The sequence below is a fragment of the Segatella copri genome (assembly GCF_949820605.1).
Taxonomy (GTDB): Bacteria; Bacteroidota; Bacteroidia; order Bacteroidales; family Bacteroidaceae; genus Prevotella.
Map to the genome: position 1 here is coordinate 585,440 of NZ_CATKVU010000006.1, position 20,599 is coordinate 606,038.

Below are 20,599 nucleotides of genomic sequence, written 5' to 3' on the forward strand. Positions count from 1 at the left end.
ATACTTTAACAACATGACAAATTTAGTATTGCAAGCAGCTGCCGGTGGTAGCAGCATGAGTTTTCTTATCATGATGGTAGCTATCTTCGCTATCATGTGGTTCTTTATGATCCGTCCTCAGCAGAAGAAGCAGAAGGAAATCCGCAAGTTCCAGAATGCTTTGGCAGAGGGTACCAAGGTGGTTACAGGCGGTGGTGTTTATGGCACTGTTAAGCGTGTTAACCTCGAGGCTAATACCGTTGATGTTGAGATAGCTCGTGGCGTGGTAATCACTGTAGCTAAGGGCTACGTGTTTGCTGATGCAGCTAGTAAGACACCTAATGCATAGTATCAAGAGCATATTAAAAGCTGTCAGAAACTTCCTGTTCAGTGGTCTGAATAAGGAGTTTCTGATTTTTTTGTTCTTTCTCGCTCTCAGCGGCATCTTCTGGCTGATGATGACGCTCAATGAGACTACCGAGAGAGAATTCAATATTCCTGTGCAGTTAACGGGCGTGCCCCGCAATGCGGTGATAACCGGTGAACTCCCTGATACCGTGCATATTACGGTGCGCGATAAGGGATTCACACTCGTTACCTATGCTTACGGAGGCAAGATTCATCCGCTCACATTCCGGTTTGCCAATTATGCCGACGAGGAAACGGGAACGGGACAGATTCCGATGGCTGATGTGCAGAAACAGGTGGCATCCCAGCTCTATGGCTCTACCAAACTGCTCTCCATCAAGCCGGCAAAATTCGATTTCTTCTTCACCTACGGCTCTTCCAAGCGAGTGCCTGTGGTGTTCAGAGGTAAGATTACAACCAGCAAGAGCTATTATCTGGCACATACCGAATTCCTGCCGTCTACGGTTACGGTTTATGCCAACAAGAAGCTGCTCGATGAGTTGGAATCGGTAGAAATCGAGCCGTTCAACCTGCGCAACCTGCAGGATACCATTCATCGCAGCGTACCTGTCAAGAAGATACGTGGCATGAAGATTGTGCCTCAGATGGTGCGACTGGCGGTATATCCTGATGTGCTTACCGAAGAGTCGGTCGATGTGCCTGTTACGGCCATCAACATGCCAGATAACATGGTGCTCCGTACCTTCCCTTCTAAAGTGGCGGTAAGATTCACCATCGGCGCCAGCCTCTTCAGAACCATCAAGCCGAGCCAGTTTAAGGTGGTAGTAGATTATAACGATCTGGCTAACAACCCTTCTGACAAGTGCCAACTCCAGTTGCGCAGCGTGCCGCGCTCGGTGAGCAAGGCGCATCTCGAACTGGAAACGGTAGATTATCTGCTGGAACAGCAATGATGATTAATAATTTATAATTTACAATTAATAATTCATCGTGATGAAGATAGCGATAACGGGTGGTATAGGTAGCGGAAAGAGCTATGTGTGCCGGATATTGGAGAAACAGGGCATCCGGGTTTACGACTGCGATGCTGAGGCTAAGCGGCTCATGCGCACCGATGCCCGCTTGCAGGCTGGTTTGAAGAAGCTGGTGGGCGAGCAGGTTTACAGTGCAGAGGGCGTTTTGCAGAAGCTTGTGCTGGCTCAGTTTCTGCTGGCTGGCGAGGCTAACAAGCAGGCTGTCAACGATGTGGTTCATCCGGCTGTGGCGCGCGATTTCGAGCAGAGCAGCTATGAGTGGATGGAGAGTGCCATCCTCTTCGATAGCGGTTTCTACCGCCGTATCCACCTCGATTTCGTGGTCTGCGTAACGGCTCCCGTCCCGGTCCGCATCCAGCGCATCATGCAGCGCGACCATATCCCGGCCGAGAAGGCGCAGCAGTGGATAGATGCCGTCATGCCGCAGGAAGAACTTGCAGCCCGCTCCGATTTCGAAATCGTGAACGATGGCGAGCAGGATATTGATGCACAGGTAAGGAAATTATTGGATATCATTAATAATAAAGAATAATAGAAAAGACAATGGAAACAATCCTTTCAATTGCAGGCAAACCAGGCCTTTATAAATTGGTATCAAGAGGCAACAGAAATCTCATCGTAGAAACACTCGATGAGACTCACAAGCGTATCCCAGCTTTCGCTACCGACCGCGTAACAAGCCTTGGTGACATCGCTATGTATACAGATGCTGATGAGGTGCCACTCTGGGAAGTGCTCGACAGCGTAAGCAAGAAGGAAGAGGGCAAGCCTAGCACTTTCAACTACAAGAAGGCGCCTGTTGCTGAACTCCACGCTTATTTTGCTGAGGTTCTTCCTAACTACGATCGCGACCGTGTTCACGACAGCGATATCAAGAAGCTCCTCCAGTGGTACAACATTCTTGCTAAGTACGGCATCACCGATTTCAAGGCTACTCTCGCTCCTACAGAGGGTGAGAACGTAGATGATCGTGCTGAGCAGGTTGCTGAGTAAAGTAAATTGCAGTTGGTTTATATATTAAGGGTGTTCATATTTCTAGTAATAGAGTATGATACACCCTTTTTTTATTCCTTTTCAATCTTTTTCAATTCCTTTTCAAATCTTCTGCGATACATTTCTCCCGCTATGGTCAGACCGAACGGGAAGGCAATCCAGATGCCCAGAATGCCCAAGCCGCATGGGAACCCCAGGGTGTAGCCCAGCGGCAAGGAGATGACGAAATAGGCGATGAAGGCATAGAGCACCATCGGCTTCACACAGGCGATGCCACGCAGCGCATTGGCAAAGGTATACTGCAGTCCGTCGCCAAACTGATATACCATCAACAGGATAATCAGCGTAGCCACATACGCCTGCACCTCCACATTATCATTAAACCAGCCACCTATCTGATGGCGAAGCAGAAACACCGGCAAACCCATGCACAGCGAGAACAGCAGGTTCAGCCGGAACCCGTCGTAGGCATTTCGGCGAACTGCCCCGTAGTCCTTCTGACCCATAAAATGGCTCACGCGGATAGCCAGCGCTGCCGCCATGCCCGAAAGCACGAGATAGAAGAGCTGCGAGAGGGTAATCATCACCTGATGAGCTGCCAGCGGAATGGTTCCCAGCCAGCCCACCATCACACAACTCAGCGTGAAGGCAGCCGATTCCATGCCCAGCTGCAGCGCCACAGGCCAGCCCAACCGGTTCATCTCCCTGAAGTCAGCCTTGGTCAGAGAACTGCGCAGAATATCGCGTCTGTATTCCCCAAGATTCTTGCCCGTCATCAGCATGCCCACCATCGCCAGCGCCATCAGAATACGGCTCACCAGCGTCGAAATACCGGCTCCCAGCAAACCCAGTTCCGGGAACCCCGCCACACCGTAAATCAGTACCCAGTTGCCCAGAATATTGATTACGTTGCCGCCAATCATCGCCCACATTGCCACCTTGGTCTGTCCGAGTCCGTCAAGAAATTGCTTCATCGTGAAGAAGATGCCCATGAAGAGCACCGAGGCGAGATTTACCAGAAAGTAAGGACGGATGAGCGAGAGCAGCTCTTCAGGCTGTCCGATGCGCCCCAGATTCAGGTAGAGCACAACGAGGGCGAGGGTGAAGATGATGCCCGTCAGCATGTTGGCACAGAAGGCATTGCGCACTTTCTGTCCGATGCAGTCGGTCCGTTCCTCGCCGTAGAGTCGTCCGATGATAGGAGTGAGTCCGTAGGTGAATCCCATATAGGATACGAAAACGAGACCGAAGATGTTGTTCACCAGTCCGGCAGCCGCCAGTTCGGGTGTACTGTGATGGCCTATCATCAGCGTATCAGCAAATCCCAGGATGATGGTACCCAGCTGTCCTATGATGATAGGAATGCCGATAGCTAGCAGTTCCCGGTAGTGATGTTTTCTGTTTGTCGTTATTGATGTCGTATGATTATTCATATTTGCTTTTAATTACTAATCTATTTCCTTTATTCTGCTTAAGAGCATGCAAAGTTACGGCTTTATTCACTAACTACCAAATTTTTCTCCTTTTTTTTAGGGAACGGGGGCGCAAAAGGGCAGGAAGAGGCTTTCCCCCTTCCTGCCCCCGTCCCTAGCCTTTTTATCGAATAAGGCCCTTCTTTACCTTTAAATGTATGAACTTTCTTCCTCTTTCTGTCCATACGAGGTAGGTGTGGGTGTAGGCGGTGCCCAGTTTCTCCTGTGCCCCATCGCAGTGAGGGTCGGGGAGGGTAGAGTAGCGGGTGCGGCTCTTCGCCAGGCCCATGTGGGCATAATCAGCATAGAGTAGATACTGGCCGCTCTGGTAGTACTGGATATGAAGGGCACAGAGCTGGCGGTTCAACTCCTGCGCCGTGATACCCAGCTCCTTCGCTATCTGCGTGGTGGTATAGCAGGAAACAGAGTTGAGCACATTATCGGTGTAGAGCGCCTTCGGCAGAAGATGATCCACCTGATTCTCCAACTGGATGATGTTCTCACCGTTCTTGGCGATGCAAACCACCTGTTCGTCTACCACACCGTTCAGCCGACGAATCTCCGTATCCTGTTCTCCGATGAGTTTCTTCTGCTGATCAATCTGCACTTGCTGGTTTTTCAGCAGATTCTCCTTCTCCTTGAGTGTAGCTCTGAGAATCTCTTCAGCATGCCGTATCGTCTCCTCATCACTCTCGCCCTGCTTTACCGGAATATAACCGCCCGTCTTGCGAATCTGTGGCAGCACCTCGGAAGTAACCCAGTTCTTAAACTTCACCGCCGTTGGAAGCTTGGAGCCGAGCACCAAAGCATAGAATCCGCTCTCGTTGACGAAAAGCATCTGAGTCCAGCGTTTAGCCTCGCTTCCATCCTTCTTAAAACCTGTCACTACCCATGCACTGCGTTTTGCCGTATCAAGTGGTTTAACTAGTTGGCTTACAGCGTCATTCGCTCTTTTGTATCCCAGTACATCACAGATGTCCTTCGCGCAGAACAAGGGCTCCTCGTTTTCATCGGTCAAGGTGCGAATCTTACCGAATTCAGGGTTTTCAAACACGACAGCATTACCTGCTATCTTTCCATTTTCCATTTCTTCTTTTTTTGTTTTATAATTTTTTTCCATGATATAAAAATGTTTAATTATTAATGTTGAATTATCAGTGTTGAGTGTTGAATGTTAAATTGAATGTTGAGTGTTGAATGTTGAATGTTAAATTGAATGTTGAGTGTTGAATGTTGAATGTTGAATTATTAGTGTTGAGTGTTGAATGTTGATTGTTGATTTTTTGCCTAACGGACTCAAGGGCGCTAGCCTAATTCAACATTCAACACTCAACATTCAACATTACAAAATCGTTCCCCAAATGCTCTCATCCCTGTCTCTCGCAGCGGTAATGGCATTGATGAGGCGGTGGAGCCAGATGCGGGAGTTCACAACCATGCCTTTTACACGGTTCTCACCCACCAGGATGCAGCCCTGCGTATCATCGGGATAATTGCCGGCATGAATGCGGATGCCCTCAAAATTGGGGACACCCAACAGCAGCGGCAACCACATCTTAAACCTCGGCGACTTGCTGATCACCACCGGATAAGTGCCCTCAGGTATCGCCGTCTTGCCCTTCATCTTCTGCGCCTTCTTGCCCGATACACGCCCCAACCGCACATTCTCCTCGGCAGGACTCAGCTCCACACCCAGAAGGTTGCGCCAGCACGGCTCCAGCGTATCACAGAAATACGAGTCCGCATTCAGCTTCTCCGATGGCACATCACACACCGTCTTCAGCCCCCTGCACTTGTTTACACTCTCAATCGTGCGCTTCTTCACATCCTCATCCTTCAGGATGTAAAGGCGACCTATCGTGTAGGTCTTCTTCTTCGCTATACGTTTTAAAACTATCTGCATAAGTAAAAATAAATTTAAGATTCAATAACCATACCGTCGTGGCGGTACTTCAGCTTCTCAAAACTGTCACAACTGTCACGCTTGCCCGTATACTGATACGCCCGCCTGATGTAATTCCGGTGCAGCCACTGCCTGATCATCATATCGGTACCCTTCGCATCCAAACCATGCTCCAGCCGGATGGCAAGCAACTGCGCAGCCGTAAAGCTATCGGGCAGTATCTGTAAAAGATTCTGAGGCCCACGCTTCGAACTCCTCTCCGCCGTATAGTTCTCCTTCGCAATCATATCGCCGAAGAACCGCATCTTGCAGTACAGGTCATACTGCTCACTCCAGCGGATAAACTCGTCAATCTCCGGCTCCCACTTGCAACCATTGGCAACATACAGCACACACGCCTTCAGGTAAGCGATGACGTTGGCACGGAACGAGAGATTCTCAAACGTCCTGTCCTGCGACAGTCGGGCAAACTCAGCATTCTCATCCTTCAGTTTGAGGGCAAGCTGAAACGCCTCCTTACACTCAATCAGACCCGTTACTTTGTTCAGATTTTCGATGTAAGGCCTGAGCGCCTCACGGTACGATTCATCATAGGTTCCGTAAACAGGCATATCCTCGCCGATTTCCCTTTCGGGGATGGTACAGAAGTTGATACGGCTGATAGGACCATCGGTAAGAACCTTAGAGAAGTAACGCTGACCCTTCTGGATTGTGGTAGATGCATTCCAGTTGAACCGGATGGTAACACGCTCCGTAACACTCATCGTTCCTACGCGAGTTTGTCCATATTTATTGCCTGGGTCTGCTGCCAGACACATGATACGGAACTGCTGGCTTCCGCTACCCTTGAGCGCATCAAACTGGTCTAGCTCATTGAGCGAAGTATAGAGGAAATGTTCCTGTGCTTCGGCCGTTCTCATTACGAAAGCCGGGTTCGTCATATCCGCATCAATTTCCTGGATAATCAGGTTTTCAGGTCTCTTGCGCTTATCCTTGTTGGCACCCTTGCGCAGCATCTCATCCTTCCACGCCTTTTCGCGCTTCAGGTTTTCAGCATCCCTCAGCCTGATATCCTCCATAATGAAATCGATGGGCCTGTTCACGCTGCTCTTACCCGCTCCGGTACCCGCAAGCAGCAGCGTCATCAGTCTCGCCTCGTGCTCCACGTTGTCAATATACCGGAACCTCGTTTTCCAGAGATGCGTAGCCAGCGGCGGGAAGATAGCGTGCGCCACAGCCGGCTTATAAATTTCCGGCGTCCTCGATATCAGCAGCTCCACCAGCTTCGGCAGTTTCTTCGGCATCTCCGGCGGGTCAGGATAATCCTCCTCGGTACTTTGAACTTTGAGATTTGAACTTTGAACAGTATAATTAGTCACAGCATTCGAATTATTCACTCTTCGTTCTTCACTCTTCACTTCATTCGCCTTCTGCTCCGCCAGCGCATTCACCCTCATCACTTCCCTCGACATCGGCTTCGTATTGTCAGCATATTTCGCATAGAAGTCGTGAATCAGCTGATGGCAGTCGTTCTCCTGATAGTAGCTCGGCATTTTCACCCTCACCACCTTCATCAGTTCCTCTTCCTCCATCACCCTCGAAGCACCGGCGCTCATGATAGCCAGCAGCGAGGAGTGTCTCGCCCCCACGGTATCTATCTCCATACCCCCGAGTCCGGCAGCCTGCGTAAAGAGGTCAAACGCAATCAGATTCTTCTCCCTGGCTCCCAATCCGCCAGCATCCTGATTGCCTCCAGAATCCCCGATATGAGGAGCATCAGCACCATGGCTATCACCAGGTTGGGCAGGCTGAACAGCAGAGCCAGCAGAAACAGCAGGATTGCCGTCGTTGCCCGATAGTCTATTATTTTCATTATTCTTACCATTGCTATTAACTTTTAACTGTAAACTATTAACTTTCCCTCTTCCGTCCACGGTCAGTCCGCGGTCCAGATACGCCTGCCTTCGCATCAGAATCTCCTTCTCGCTCAGCACGGCGCACCACATCTTCGACCTGTAGATTTCCGAGTCCTTATCCGTGAGATAAATCATTCTCTCGGGAGTGATGCAGCTCTCGTCATACGGCACCCCCAGCGCCTCGCAATACGCCTTCTGCGTCTCCTCGATAGTCATTCCCACCGGCAGTCTGATACCGATGTGCAGCTTCTTCCGGGCACTGTAGCAGAGGTGCAGCAGCGAGCCGTTCCAGATGCTGTCAGAGCAGTTCAGCTCCCTTGCCTTCTCGATAGCCTTGTCTACATACTCCCTGTCATCCACGTCGATGATAGTCTGGAACATGAAGCTCTCGGGCTGGGCATTCTCCTGTCTGCGCACATTGTTCTTGAAAATGCCGTAGTGGGGGCAGAAGAAAGGCAGTTCGCTCTTCAGCCTGTCCTGCGCCTTCTTCACCGCCTTCTCGTCGTTGGCATTCACCTTCGGGATAGGCAGCTCGCCCCTGATCTGCTGAATCATCTTCCTGATTTCCGGCGATGCAATCACCTTGTCATACATCTCCAGACTGTTGGAAAACACCTTCCCCTTATTGCCCTTGCGATAAGGGTTCAGTGCAATTACATGTTGTGTTTCTGTCATGTTATTTCGTTAATAAAAGATTGGTTTAGAGGGTGAGATACTGGCTGTTGATCCAGAGTCCGTAATCGTTGTATGCGATGTCGAGCGGTTCCTGCAGTTCCGGAATCCTCTCGATGCCCAGCAGCCCCTTTCCCCGGTTCTGTTCAGCCAGGTCATACTTCGCCAGCACCTTCTCCACGAAACCGTGAATCCATTTCCTTACCAGTTTCAGTTCGGTAGTCAGATTCGTCTCCAGGTCGTGCAGCATCACCTCATCGATAAAGTATTGAGTAGTGCGCACGTTCTTCTTTCTCTTGCCCACATACCCGAGTTCGCGGTCCGTAATAAAGTTGAGCTCGCCCTTCTCTTCAGGCGCCAGATTCATCTCGAATCCCGAAATCTGCCCCTCAGAATCAGCAATCACCTCAAAGGTCTCATGTCCGCTTTTTTCGTAGAGGCAAATGACATCCTCCAGATTGTAGAAGATGCCCTCTTCCGTTTTCACTACTCTCAGCTGTCCGTAAGCAGGATGACTGAACACATACGCTTTCACTTCCATCATTTTAAATAATTTAGAAGATTGGAGGCTCCCACCACGGTTGATGTGCAGATACACAAAAGCCCCCGAAACTCAGACCGCATTGATTCTGAATTCCGGGGGCAAAGGTAGGGGTATTTTGCGATAGCATTCGTTCACTACATGTATACTACACGAAGTTTTTTCTATATGGTAGAAATTTTTCCTTTAAAAGTTTCCTGTTTTAAAAAATATATATTACCTTTGTAACCAATTATTAATTTATATATCTATGAGAGCAAAAGAAAAGCTAATAGCACAAGCCGACAAACTGGCTTATGCAAAGGAAATAGATAAGATTCTATCTGATTTGTTACCCCTACGATTAGACAAAGAGGCAACAGAGGATTACTATAACAATGTCTTAACTCCTGACATCCGGAAACAAAACTATGATTTGCAACTAAAGATGCATGAGCGGAAGAATGCCATGCAGATAGAAATTCCTACAGAAGAACATTACCAAGAAGAATTATCTTTAGACATAGCAAAAGAGATTCGTAAGGAACTGTTTAATATAATCTCAGAAGACAAATCATTTGGTTACCTTTATTATCTTTTGGGAACTGAACGGAATGCCAAAAAGGGGAATGTGCCTATTGATTGTATCCCTAATAGAAAAACAATAAAACAAACTATTAAGACTAATCGCGATGATTATCCTAAAAAAAATCTTGATAGCTATCTAGAAGACAGATTTAACTATACTCAGTATGATTCAGTTATCAGTAAATTTATTGCTGATACTGATGTTGTTCTGTCAATATTTAATATGGCATATCAAGTATTCGATGTTGTAAGATGCTACAAAAATAAAGTGTCTAAGATAGGCAATTATCTAAATAGTTTTAAATTTTCTAATGAATTAGAGAAATACTTAACTCTATGTCTTGCAAAGAATCTATTTGACGCCTTTTGTTCTACGGATGATACAACATACCATTGTATCAGAGAAATCGAAAGAATAATAGAGCCACTTCAAAGTAAATATTCAGAGTCCAGTAATACAGAATGTAGTGGTAAAAAAAGTAGAATTCACCTGAATATTCAAAAGGGTATGAAACTTGATTTTATCAGGGTTCTTAATGCTATGTATGAAAAAGGCTTTTTCAAGGATGAACAGCAAAATAAGATAAGCAAGAAAGAGGTTTTTGAAACATTTGGTGAATGCCTCAATATGGATCTTTCTAAATTTCAAAACGACTTGTCGCGTTCTTTGACAGATAGTACGGCTTTGGAGAAGCATCTTAAAGTTTTTGAAGATTTGAAAGATAAAATGGAAGAAATCTTCAACAGCAGATGATAGGCATTTTAGTTTAAAAAGCATTAAATATGCGTTGATGTTTTGGACATTATACAAAAATAATGTATCTTTGTAAAAAATTACAATATGAACAAAAACAATTATAGATATATAGATTTGTTTGCAGGGCTAGGTGGTTTTCATCTGGCCCTTGAACAATTAGGTGGGGGTAAATGTGTCTTCGCATCAGAACTAAAAAAAGATCTTCAAGATCTTTATCATATAAATTACCCTAAAACGCCTATTATAGAAGGAGATATCACGCAAGTTGATTTAGATAAAATACCTTCACATGATATTTTATGTGCTGGTTTCCCCTGCCAACCATTTAGTCAAGCTGGCAAACGCCAGGGGTTTGATGATGAGAAACAAAGGGGAAATCTCTTTGATTATATCTGTGCAATTTTGGAAAAGCACCGCCCTGAATACGTCTTGCTTGAAAATGTTGCAAATCTAAAAGGACATGATCACGGAAGAACTTGGAAAACGATACACCAAAAGTTGATAGATCTTAATTATGATGTAGCAGAACCGGCAATTCTTTCTCCACACCAATTTGGTATACCTCAGCATCGTCGTCGAATCTATATTGTTTGTAGAAACAAGGACTATGGAACACTTGACGGGTTTAGTTTTCCAATTGCCGAAGATAAAGAACTCCATATTAACGATATCATAGATAGCAAAGATAAAGATTATATTCCGTTAAAGCCAGATACGAGGAAACAGTTGGAAGTATGGGAAGAGTTTTTACATAATTGCATAAAACATAACGAAAGTATACCGTCTTTCCCAATTTGGGCAATGGAATTCGGTGCAAACTATGAATACGAAGCACTTGCTCCTGCTTATCAACCTATAGAGAACCTTAGGGGGTGCAAGGGAAAGTTTGGTGCGGCTCTTTCAGGAAATAGTCGTAAAGAGTTATTAGGAAAGATACCTGTCTATGCTCAAACGACTAAGACAAAGGAATTTCCAAAATGGAAGAAAAAGTACATTCAAGAGAACCGTAGATTTTACGAAAGAAACAAAGAATGGCTTGATCCTTGGATAGAGAAAGTGAAAGAATTCTCTAATAGCCATCTCAAACTGGAATGGAATTGTGGATCTGATGTGCGCCCAACGCTCTTCGATAAGATAGTACAATTTAGAGCTTCAGGCATTCGTATCAAACTTCCTACTTTTTCTCCTGCGCTCAACCTGGTAGGTACACAGATTCCTATCTTTCCATGGGTAAAACTTCCAAAATCTACTCTTAAGGAAGGAGATGCAGATCATGGTAGATACATGACCGTAAGAGAGGGTGCTAGGCTGCAGGGAATGGAAAAATTGAAATTTGGTGATAAAAACTTTAAACTCTCAACTAGCCGATGTTATGAGGCTCTAGGAAATGCAGTAAACGTTACAATAGTAAAAATGATTGCTAAAAAATTATTGGGGTTATGATGGAAAATGGGAAGTATGAAAGCAAGCCACAAACAGTTAGCGTGGCTATAGGTACAAGCATGTATAGCAGATTCAGCTCTTTAGCTAATACGCCTTCACATGTGTTAGCCGAATTTGTGGACAATGCTCTGCAATCATATCGAGACAATAAGTCTATCTTAGAGTCTCTGGAACAAGGCTACAAACTTAGAGTCAGTATTCATTTTGAAATGGACGCTGATGGAAAGATTATTAGTGTCGATGTAAGTGATAATGCAGGTGGTATAGGTAAAGATAGATTCGTTACTGCCTTTATGCCAGCTAAGAAACCAGATAATAACCAGGGACTTAATGAATTTGGTATGGGGCTGAAAACAGCTGCGAGTTGGCTTGGAGAAGATTGGGTAGTAAAAACATCTGCTATAAATGAGCCAGAAAGTAAAACCGTTAGTTTTTGCCTCAATGATATTTGTGCAGAAGAATTGGATGAACTGCCCGTAAAATACGAAGCAGAAGATGCTTTAAGTCATTATACTCAAGTTCATATCGAGACTCCTACATCCAATATGCCTAGCAAAAAAAGTATTGCTAAGATTTGTAATGAATTAAGCAGTATCTATCGTGTTTCTTTACGCAATAAAGAGTTTGAACTTTACGTGCAAGATACGGCTATTACTTTCGAGGATTATGAAGTACTCAATGCGCCTTATGTTCATGATCCAGATGGTAACCCAATATTCTGGAAAAAAGAAATAAGAGTTCAGGTAGGTCCTTATAAGGGAAAGGGATTTGTGGGTATCCTGAAAGATATCAAGCAGGGTAGGAACGGTTTTGCGATTTTAAGAAGAGGCCGAGTTGTGGTTGGAAATGAGGATAATCATCGTTTTTATCCTAAATTCATGGGCGCTCAAGGTACCTTTAAGTATAAACGATTGTTTGGTGAAATTGAAGTTGAAGGATTCAACGTGTCCTTTAACAAAAACGATATTCCTGATCGCGAAAATCTAGATGCTCTTTTTGATATGATAAAGGAGCAAATCCACCTTCCTGATTTCAATATGCTTAAACAGGCAGAAGATTATCGTGTATCTACAACCAAAAAGGATGTACTTAAAATCATCAGAAAACACAAAAATACACCAAAGGACAAGAAAACTCCTGTAAGTATTAGTACGACATATCAACCTGCTGTAAGTGAAGTCAGCAATATGGTATCCATAATGTCTGCTGATGACAAAGATAACTCATACGAAGAGTCATTCTGCGTAGATGGTAAGGAATATACGCTGAAGATTGATTTCTGTAAGGGTGGAACAGAATTATTTTATAACGATATTTCTGACGAGGCTAATAACAATCTCATTTGTAAGGTAAATATGAATCATCCTTTCTTTGAGAATATCGATCCGAAGAAATCATCTAGTTCTATTGTGTTGATTAAGTCTATGGCTATCGCAAAATTTGCAGCATATAAGCAAGAAGATGATTCTGTTACGGGATTCATGCGATTGTTTAATGATTATATCATGAAAGTTCAAAGCTAGAGAATATGGAAACAATAAAAATTAATAAAAAGAAAAAGGAAGCATGTAAAGGAAATGCCCTACAGGTGGTATCTGGAGGGAATTTCTTTGAACGTTTTGTGCAAGCAAAGAAACAAGGTTACCAGCCTGACGGCTCCTTTAAAAAGGGTATCACTCCAGAAAGTGCTGTAAATCTTAGGGAGGAAACTTGCCATATTCTAGCCCATTGTAACGCTCATAATGCCTACAATAGTCCTGAGACAACACATCTTGTAGTTGGTTATGTACAAAGTGGAAAAACAATGTCGTTTACGGCACTCTCTGCACTAGCCAAAGATAATGGCTATCGCCTCATCGTGTACTTGGCTGGAACCAAGAAAAATCTTGTTGAGCAAACTACTGATCGTTTAAGAAAAGATTTGATTGGCAAGAACCGGGAGAATGCAGATGATTATAAGTTGCACAAGAACCCTAAAGTAGGGGAAATAGATGAAATTATCAGCCAGATGGAATTGAGTTCTAAGCCGATGATTTTGATACCTTTACTTAAGCATGCAAAGTATATCAGACAACTTATTCAACTCTTTGAAAACCGTGACTTTAAAGAGTTGATGGGTCAAGAAACTGTGCTCATTATTGACGATGAGGCTGACCAGGCATCTCTTAATGCCTATGGAAAGAAAAACAGCAAGACAAATGGGAACGAAGCATCAACTACCTACAAAGCAATTCTTGAGATGAGAGCTGCTTTGCCAGGCAACACTTATGTCCAGTATACGGCTACACCGCAGGCTAATCTGTTGATTAGTATGCAAGATACATTGTCGCCTCAAAGTCATACACTATTGACTCCTGGCGATGGATACATTGGTGGCAAGTTATATTTCGGTATGGGTGAGAACCATGAACTGTATAATTGTGGCCTTGTAAAAGAAATTCCGCCAATGGATGTGTTCCATAAAAAACGAAATAAACTGAAGAAAATTCCAGATTCTCTGGTGGATGCGCTCATGTTGCATGTTCTGGCGATTGCCATAGTTGTAAAATGGAGAAAAACAGAAGGCATCAACTTCCTCTCTATGATGGTACACCCAGATGAAACTACAACCTGGAATGAAAAATTCAAAAAATGGATAGATAATACCATAAAGAATTGGCGTCAAGCATTTAGAAATGATAAGACGGAGGATTATGCCAGTGTTATCAGCAAATTCAAAAAGAATTTTGAAGAGGCTATCAGATATTATGATGAAGAAGAACGACCTTCCTGGGAAGACATTCAGCCATTGCTAAGAGATATTATTCTGGATCATAAGGTTTATCTTGTCAATTCAGATAAAGAAGCGGAGGTAAACATAGATTGGAATAGTCATTGTATGCATATTCTGGTGGGAGCCGAAATGCTGAATCGAGGTTTTACAATAGAAAATCTTGCAACAACGTATATGCCTCGATATACTACAGGCAAAGCCAATGCTGACACCATTCAGCAGCGTTGTCGATTCTTTGGTTATAAGCGCGATTACATCAAATCGTGCAGAGTATTCCTGCCTCAAATATCTATCCAGAATTATGTAGAATATATCAAGCATGAGGAAGAATTGCGTGCTACGCTTAAATCTTGTGATTCTCTAGCAGAAGTTGAGCGAAAAATCATGTTATCACCTCGACTAAAACCTACAAGAGCTAACGTGCTGCCTATTGATGTGGTAAGCACCCAACTAAAGGGTATCAGCGAGTTACAGGCTTTCCAGACTCGTTCTCTTATCGAGAACAACAAAGTCTTTGTCAAAGCTTTCCTCGAACAGCATAAGAATGACTTTGAATACGTTCAGTATAGATATCAAACTGCCGACCGTCAGCATCGTAGTATGATGTTGACAGTAGAAGAAGCCATAGATTTCTTGCGTAAGTTCAGATTTTCAGATTTGAACGAACAGATGAGAAAGATAGATACAATTAGATATTTGCGATATCTGGACTCCCAGAAGATTATCAAAAACGTTAGATTCATTCAGATGGCATGGCAGGAGAATCCTATTCGAGAACGTTCCTTTATCAAGGATAGCAAGTGCGTTACATCCCTGTTTGCGGGTCAGAGTGAAGATGGTGTAATTTATCCTGGTGACCGAAAGATGTGCGATCCGGATACGATTACTATTCAGTTGCACCATGTAAAGTTCATTGATAGTACTCTAGAGTTACCACCAGACGCTTATGCGTTGGCTATCAACTATCCTGAAAAAATAGCAACCAACTACATTAGTACCAGGGGTACAACTGAGGATGTTGACGACGATGAAGAATAATTAACATCTTAACAAAAATAACAAACAAGATGGACATAAAAGATATCATAAAACAATTTAGAAACATAGAGCGCCCTTCTTCTAATGATGACGTCTTGCCTGTCGTTTCTATCGGAGGTATGCTTCACAAGTTGAGTGTATCTCCTGAGGGATTCCCACGCTTTTTTGTGGCAACTAGCACTACTTCTTCTCCTTCTCAAAATATCATAAGAGAGTTGTTGTCTGTAGAATATAACTTAGAATGTACCATCTCTAAAGATGATGGTGCTAAAGAAGATAATATTTTTACCGTAATAACACTGAGAACTCCAGAGCATGCACTACAAGATTATTTTATAGAGATTGTTGTAATGATGCTGGAGAAGTTTCAGAAAGAACCAACTTGTCATGAAGTAGCAGTAGAGGTTGAGAATTTGATATCGATATTCTCGGCATTGAATAATCCTCCACGAAAGAAGATACAGGGACTTTGGACAGAGTTGTTAGTCATAGACCAAGCATCATTCCCCAATACGCTGATTACAGCTTGGCATAATGACCCTACAGCGAAATATGATTTTACCCTGGGACGTGACAAGATAGAAGTGAAGAGCACCGCTAGTGAGAAGAGAGTGCATCACTTTTCTTATGACCAGTTGAATCCATCTGTTCATTCGCAGCTTCTTATAGCTTCTGCCATCGTTAGAGAATCTGGTGAGAACGAGAATGGTCTTTCGATATATGACCTCTATGAGAAAATCTATAAACGGCTGCATGTTACAGATTATCGTTTGAAATTGTATAAAGTGATAGCCGAAACCGTAGGAAGTGATGTTGTAAAACTCAAGGAGGTGCACTTCGATTATATACAGGCAGTTGATTCCTTAAAATTCTATGATGCGCGAAAAGTGCCTCATATTAATGAAGATGGGATTCCTGCTCATGTTAGCGAAGTGAAATTTGCGAGCGATTTGAGCGATGTCGAAGACGTCCTGTCCGGTGATTCTGACTTTGATTACAGTAAGAGTCCATTATATAAAAGTTTATTCACCCCTAAAAACGAAGAATCATGAATAGTGAAAAAACAAGTAGAGATTCTCTCAAAGAACTCTTATGTGATGCTTTAGGAAGTAGAGAAAGTTTTCGCTGTATAGAAGGTGTAAACCCATGTCTAATTACCCTCAATGGTATTAAGTTTTGGATTTATCAGAAGAATATTACTTCTACAGCCTTTAATAAAGATAGCGATCAGTCTGATGTTAATCGTATCCAATTGCCTGAAAGATCAACCTTCCAGCCAATTAAGGATTCTGATATAGCATTTATATTTCTTGGTTATGACAACGATAATGATGTATATGTGACATGGAACCCATATACAACCAAACAGCGTCTGAACAAAACTAAGAATGTCTCTTTTTATTCACGAAAAAATGCCCAACAATTAGCACGTGAGACTGGTGCTTTTCAGCAAGCGATTCAAACTAATGGAAGCATAGTCTTGGCGTTCCCAAGAACTCGTTTGGCTGATTATCTGTTGAATATTGCTGACTATTTCCCAGAAATGACAGAATACGTTGCTATCGGGTCCAAGAGAAGAAAAGCTGCTGATGAAGCTTATAAAAGATTCGTAGACCTGAAGAATATCAAAGATTTTTTGGCGTATCTGAGAAGTAAAGATTATCTGAAGGAAGAGCAATGTCTGGCGTATTTTAAGGTAATTAAGAAGTTGATTTCAGATGTTATTACTCCAGAAATATCTTGCCGAAAAATCTTTGTTAAATATGATGATATAAAAGAGTATACTAAGGCTATTGTCCCTCTTCTTAATACAAACGAAATCAATATCCTTAGTCCTGAAGAAATTGAATGTGTTGAACCTGCATTGATTGCATATATCACATATCTTAAAAATGTTTCAGTTGATTCAACCACAGAGTATGTTGATTCTAAAGATGAAACAAATGAAAGCTCTGCTGAAGATTTGTATATGAACGATGAAGAAACTGATGATGAGGAGCAAGATGAGGAAGGGAGTGATGTAGAGGGAACGCCAGTAGTTGTGGATCCTGACAAGAAAAACATAAAGAATGGGAAATTGCTCAGAATAGCAAATCCTGACATCATAAATTCTTTGCGTCCATATCTTGATGTAGAGTATAAAAACAGTCAGGGTGCTATGAATATTCTTTATGACTATTATAGCGATAGATGTCCTAACATGGAATTTAGAGACTGGAAGAAGTTGATAGATGCTATTGACTGGAAGAACCCTATACCTGTAGAGGAATCAGATGAAAGTAAGCGCAAGAAAAAATATGTTATTGCAACCATATTTCCAGACAGTAGTTACATTATGTATAAAAATGTAGCTCAAACCTTTATTGAATCTATCGAAGCAATTGGTATTGAAGAGTTTAAGTCTCTTAATTTATCAGCAGCAAATGTTCCTGTCGTTTCAGAATATGCCGATAGTAAATATGCGTCTGCTCAACATGTAACAGATTCTGGTTACTACATCATGACTAATATGTCTACATTTCAAAAAGTGAATATGCTGTTTTATGCGATAAATCAGTTTCATTTGGATTTTAAAATAGCGGTAATTCCACTATCTCATTTTGAAGATGAAGACTTAGACTTTAGTCCATATATAGTGAAAGAACCTTTTGTACCAAAGACATCATCAAATAGACTGAAGATTAGAATTTCATTCTCTGATGGTACCTTTATTCAAGAGAATCAGGTCTCAACAACTTTGGTAAAAGCTGTACAATTAGCTGGAGCCGAAAGAGTCTTGGGGCTTAATCTTAGAATAGGTAAAAGGTTTTTCATGTTGAATCATCTTTCTGAAGAAGAACAGAAAATGACAAAATTCAAGAAAGTGGATGAAAATCTATGGATTGACACCAATAGTGATACCGAGAGTAAATATAATACTTTGGTAGAAATCAATGAAAAATTGAACCTTGGTTGGTATATAGAAAAGGTTGATCCACTTCATAACAATTCATATTAAGATGCAGTCTGCTTGAATGCAAACAGATTGTTCTGATTGCTCCATGCAAACTCTTAAATAAAAGCCATTGCTTATGTCTGTAAAAAGATATTATTATAGTGATACAATTTCCGATTTTATACAAAAAGAGGAAAAAGCTATAGTAGGAGAACTAGCTCTTGCTTATTCGCACGACATCAATGAAGAAACTAAAAGATCCTGGCTTGATGAAATACGAGTAATGCGTTCTGTTTTAGGTAAATATAGAGACCGTGGTAGTGTGTATTTTGAATACAATATACCACGAATGGGGCGGCGTGCTGATGTTATTGTTCTGATAGATGATATTGTATTTGTTCTCGAGTTTAAAACTGCAGAGTCAAAGTTTACACGAGATGCCTACATTCAGGTTTGGGACTATGCTCTAGACTTAAAAAACTTTCAGGAAGGAAGTCGCTGTCGTAAGATGATTCCGATTCTTGTTGCACCTTCAGAAAAAGATAAGCATTGCGTGATGGATTTGTCTCATTTTGAGGACCTTGTTTATAAGCCAATGCAAGTAAACGGAAAACAATTGCAAAATGCGATAGATAACGTTTTAGCGGAAATAGGAGAAGAGGTTGTATTCTCGGCTGATAGAGATAATTTTTGGGCCAAGAGCGGCTATGAGCCAACACCTACGATTATCGAAGCAGCTATTGCGCTCTATGAAGAAAATACTGTAGAGGATATTACCAAACATGACGGTGATATTGATGCTACCTCAAAATGTTTGGAGAATATTATCAACGAATGTCGTGAAAAGAAACAGAAAGCAATCTGTTTCGTTACAGGAGTACCAGGAGCAGGGAAAACTCTTATTGGATTACAGACAGCTATCAGCCAGTTTGAGCAGAATGAAAAAGCGGTATACCTGTCAGGTAACTTTCCTCTGGTAGAAGTCTTGCAGGAAGCTCTTACGCGCGATTATGTGAGGAGATGTAAGGAGAAAGGTAAGCGTTGTACCAAGGCAGAAGCAAAGAGTAAAGTGAAGGCTTTTATCCAGATGATTCATCATTATCGGGACTTTTACCTTAACGGAACTGAAGTGAAAAATGGGAAAATAGTTCCTATAGAAGGCTATTTCCTGAGTCATACTGATAAGTCCTATATCCCTACTGAACACGTTGCCATCTTTGATGAAGCTCAGCGTGCATGGACAAAAGAAGAATTAGCTCGCTTTATGAAAGAAAAGAAATCTATCAAAGATTTTCCTTATAGTGAGCCTGAATACTTGATGTCTTGTATGGATAGACAAACAGATTGGGGATTGGTTGTTTGCTTGATTGGTGGTGGTCAAGAGATTAACAAGGGTGAAGCAGGTATCTCAGAATGGATTACCTCTCTTAACAGGAGTTTTAGCGATTGGCATGTATATATGAGCAATATGCTCACTGAAAAAGAGTATGCTGACGGTAAGGCTTTGGAATTATTAGACATAGACAACAGCCAGATTCATGTTGAACAATCGTTGCATTTATCTGTAAGTATGCGTTCTTTCCGTGCAGAAAAGGTGAGTATGTTTGTGCACCAACTTCTCAACCTACAAAAAGATGAAGCAGCATTGACGTTGAGGGAACTTCAGAATTATCCAATAGTTCTTACAAGGTCGCTAGATACAGCAAAGCAGTGGCTAAAGGCTCATGCTAGAGGTAGTGAAAGATATGGTCTTTTAGCTAGTAGTAAAGCTGAGAGGTTGAAGGCTATCAGTATCAACGTGCGTTATCAGCCAGATTTTGTTCATTGGTTCTTAGAAGACGAAAGTGATATCCGTTCTTCCAACGCTCTTGAAGATACCCTCACCGAGTTTAAGGTTCAGGGGCTGGAAATTGATTGGGCTTGTGTTGCTTGGGATGCAGATTTGAGGCTTAATAAAGACCATACAAAATGGGAGCACTATCAGTTACGTAGTGGAACCAAATGGCAAAATATCAATAAGCCGATAAATCGGGAATATCAGATTAACGCATACCGAGTTCTGCTGACTCGTGCCCGTCAAGGAATGGTTTTAGTTGTACCGAATGGCGATCATGGTGTACCGCCAGATGAAACACGCAAACCGGAGTGGTATGATGGTATTTATAACTATCTGAAGGAAATAGGTATAAAGGAAATATAGCCTATTA

16 protein-coding genes are annotated in these 20,599 nt (G+C 42.7%); 11 read left to right on the forward strand and 5 right to left on the reverse strand.

From position 1 onward, the window contains the following. Positions 1 to 13: 13 nt before the first annotated feature. The 4 genes from yajC to RCO84_RS03425 are packed head-to-tail and all read left to right on the forward strand — an operon-like array spanning position 14 to position 2,375. Positions 14 to 328, forward strand: a complete 315-nt coding sequence (gene yajC, locus RCO84_RS03410) for a preprotein translocase subunit YajC (RefSeq protein ID WP_287860344.1) — start codon at positions 14 to 16, stop codon at positions 326 to 328. Continuing rightward, positions 321 to 1,301, forward strand: a complete 981-nt coding sequence (locus RCO84_RS03415; protein ID WP_144152185.1) for a CdaR family protein — start codon at positions 321 to 323, stop codon at positions 1,299 to 1,301. Before yajC ends, RCO84_RS03415 begins: the two co-directional genes overlap by 8 nt. Positions 1,302 to 1,341: 40 nt before the next feature. After that, a complete protein-coding gene (gene coaE, locus RCO84_RS03420; protein WP_317583907.1) occupies positions 1,342 to 1,914 on the forward strand; it encodes a dephospho-CoA kinase in 573 nt (190 codons plus the stop codon). Between the two features lie 11 nt (positions 1,915 to 1,925). Continuing rightward, positions 1,926 to 2,375, forward strand: a complete 450-nt coding sequence (locus RCO84_RS03425) for a DUF5606 family protein (protein WP_022121573.1) — start codon at positions 1,926 to 1,928, stop codon at positions 2,373 to 2,375. 71 nt (positions 2,376 to 2,446) lie between these two features. Here RCO84_RS03425 and RCO84_RS03430 read toward each other — a convergent pair whose 3' ends face one another. From RCO84_RS03430 to RCO84_RS03450, 5 genes are all read right to left on the reverse strand, one after another. Next, complete coding sequence (locus tag RCO84_RS03430; protein ID WP_317583909.1) at positions 2,447 to 3,808, reverse strand: MATE family efflux transporter; 1,362 nt, start codon at positions 3,806 to 3,808, stop codon at positions 2,447 to 2,449. Between the two features lie 163 nt (positions 3,809 to 3,971). Next, positions 3,972 to 4,934 (reverse strand): phage antirepressor, encoded by a 963-nt coding sequence (locus RCO84_RS03435; protein WP_317583911.1) that lies wholly within the window; start codon positions 4,932 to 4,934, stop codon positions 3,972 to 3,974. Between the two features lie 255 nt (positions 4,935 to 5,189). Further along, complete coding sequence (locus RCO84_RS03440) at positions 5,190 to 5,750, reverse strand: DUF5675 family protein (RefSeq protein ID WP_317583913.1); 561 nt, start codon at positions 5,748 to 5,750, stop codon at positions 5,190 to 5,192. Positions 5,751 to 5,764: 14 nt separating this feature from the next. Further along, complete coding sequence (locus RCO84_RS03445) at positions 5,765 to 8,341, reverse strand: hypothetical protein (RefSeq protein ID WP_317583914.1); 2,577 nt, start codon at positions 8,339 to 8,341, stop codon at positions 5,765 to 5,767. Between the two features lie 25 nt (positions 8,342 to 8,366). Continuing rightward, on the reverse strand, positions 8,367 to 8,882 hold the full coding sequence (locus tag RCO84_RS03450; protein ID WP_317583916.1) for a hypothetical protein: 516 nt from the start codon (positions 8,880 to 8,882) through the stop codon (positions 8,367 to 8,369). A 247-nt stretch (positions 8,883 to 9,129) separates the two neighbouring features. Here RCO84_RS03450 and RCO84_RS03455 point away from each other — a divergent pair, with 247 nt between their 5' ends. From RCO84_RS03455 to RCO84_RS03485, 7 genes are all read left to right on the forward strand, one after another. Continuing rightward, entirely contained in the window at positions 9,130 to 10,200 is a 1,071-nt protein-coding gene (locus RCO84_RS03455; RefSeq protein ID WP_288572154.1) for a hypothetical protein, read from the forward strand. Positions 10,201 to 10,287: 87 nt separating this feature from the next. Next, positions 10,288 to 11,646 carry a DNA cytosine methyltransferase gene (locus RCO84_RS03460; RefSeq protein ID WP_317583917.1) on the forward strand — a complete coding sequence of 453 codons (1,359 nt, stop codon included), beginning with the start codon at positions 10,288 to 10,290 and terminating at the stop codon, positions 11,644 to 11,646. Continuing rightward, positions 11,643 to 13,169 (forward strand): ATP-binding protein, encoded by a 1,527-nt coding sequence (locus tag RCO84_RS03465; protein WP_288572151.1) that lies wholly within the window; start codon positions 11,643 to 11,645, stop codon positions 13,167 to 13,169. The genes RCO84_RS03460 and RCO84_RS03465 overlap by 4 nt, the downstream gene beginning before the upstream one ends. Positions 13,170 to 13,174: 5 nt before the next feature. After that, complete coding sequence (locus RCO84_RS03470; protein WP_317583920.1) at positions 13,175 to 15,457, forward strand: Z1 domain-containing protein; 2,283 nt, start codon at positions 13,175 to 13,177, stop codon at positions 15,455 to 15,457. 29 nt (positions 15,458 to 15,486) lie between these two features. Further along, complete coding sequence (locus RCO84_RS03475; RefSeq protein WP_287806410.1) at positions 15,487 to 16,509, forward strand: PD-(D/E)XK motif protein; 1,023 nt, start codon at positions 15,487 to 15,489, stop codon at positions 16,507 to 16,509. Beyond that, positions 16,506 to 18,455 (forward strand): hypothetical protein, encoded by a 1,950-nt coding sequence (locus RCO84_RS03480; RefSeq protein ID WP_317583923.1) that lies wholly within the window; start codon positions 16,506 to 16,508, stop codon positions 18,453 to 18,455. Before RCO84_RS03475 ends, RCO84_RS03480 begins: the two co-directional genes overlap by 4 nt. 73 nt (positions 18,456 to 18,528) lie before the next feature. Next, positions 18,529 to 20,592, forward strand: coding sequence for a DUF2075 domain-containing protein (locus RCO84_RS03485; RefSeq protein WP_317583924.1), 2,064 nt, complete (start codon positions 18,529 to 18,531; stop codon positions 20,590 to 20,592). The last annotated feature ends 7 nt before the right edge of the window (positions 20,593 to 20,599 follow it).

Bases quoted from the DNA above. Each gene is read 5' to 3' on its own strand.
- RCO84_RS03415 (WP_144152185.1), top strand. From the start codon at position 321: ATGCATAGTATCAAGAGCATATTAAAAGCTGTCAGAAACTTCCTGTTC.
- RCO84_RS03480 (WP_317583923.1), top strand. From the start codon at position 16,506: ATGAATAGTGAAAAAACAAGTAGAGATTCTCTCAAAGAACTCTTATGT.
- RCO84_RS03465 (WP_288572151.1), top strand. From the start codon at position 11,643: ATGATGGAAAATGGGAAGTATGAAAGCAAGCCACAAACAGTTAGCGTG.
- RCO84_RS03470 (WP_317583920.1), top strand. From the start codon at position 13,175: ATGGAAACAATAAAAATTAATAAAAAGAAAAAGGAAGCATGTAAAGGA.
- RCO84_RS03460 (WP_317583917.1), top strand. From the start codon at position 10,288: ATGAACAAAAACAATTATAGATATATAGATTTGTTTGCAGGGCTAGGT.
- yajC (WP_287860344.1), top strand. From the start codon at position 14: ATGACAAATTTAGTATTGCAAGCAGCTGCCGGTGGTAGCAGCATGAGT.
- RCO84_RS03485 (WP_317583924.1), top strand. From the start codon at position 18,529: ATGTCTGTAAAAAGATATTATTATAGTGATACAATTTCCGATTTTATA.
- RCO84_RS03435 (WP_317583911.1), bottom strand. From the start codon at position 4,934: ATGGAAAATGGAAAGATAGCAGGTAATGCTGTCGTGTTTGAAAACCCT.
- RCO84_RS03425 (WP_022121573.1), top strand. From the start codon at position 1,926: ATGGAAACAATCCTTTCAATTGCAGGCAAACCAGGCCTTTATAAATTG.
- RCO84_RS03445 (WP_317583914.1), bottom strand. From the start codon at position 8,341: ATGACAGAAACACAACATGTAATTGCACTGAACCCTTATCGCAAGGGC.
- RCO84_RS03455 (WP_288572154.1), top strand. From the start codon at position 9,130: ATGAGAGCAAAAGAAAAGCTAATAGCACAAGCCGACAAACTGGCTTAT.
- RCO84_RS03440 (WP_317583913.1), bottom strand. From the start codon at position 5,750: ATGCAGATAGTTTTAAAACGTATAGCGAAGAAGAAGACCTACACGATA.
- RCO84_RS03475 (WP_287806410.1), top strand. From the start codon at position 15,487: ATGGACATAAAAGATATCATAAAACAATTTAGAAACATAGAGCGCCCT.
- RCO84_RS03430 (WP_317583909.1), bottom strand. From the start codon at position 3,808: ATGAATAATCATACGACATCAATAACGACAAACAGAAAACATCACTAC.
- coaE (WP_317583907.1), top strand. From the start codon at position 1,342: ATGAAGATAGCGATAACGGGTGGTATAGGTAGCGGAAAGAGCTATGTG.
- RCO84_RS03450 (WP_317583916.1), bottom strand. From the start codon at position 8,882: ATGATGGAAGTGAAAGCGTATGTGTTCAGTCATCCTGCTTACGGACAG.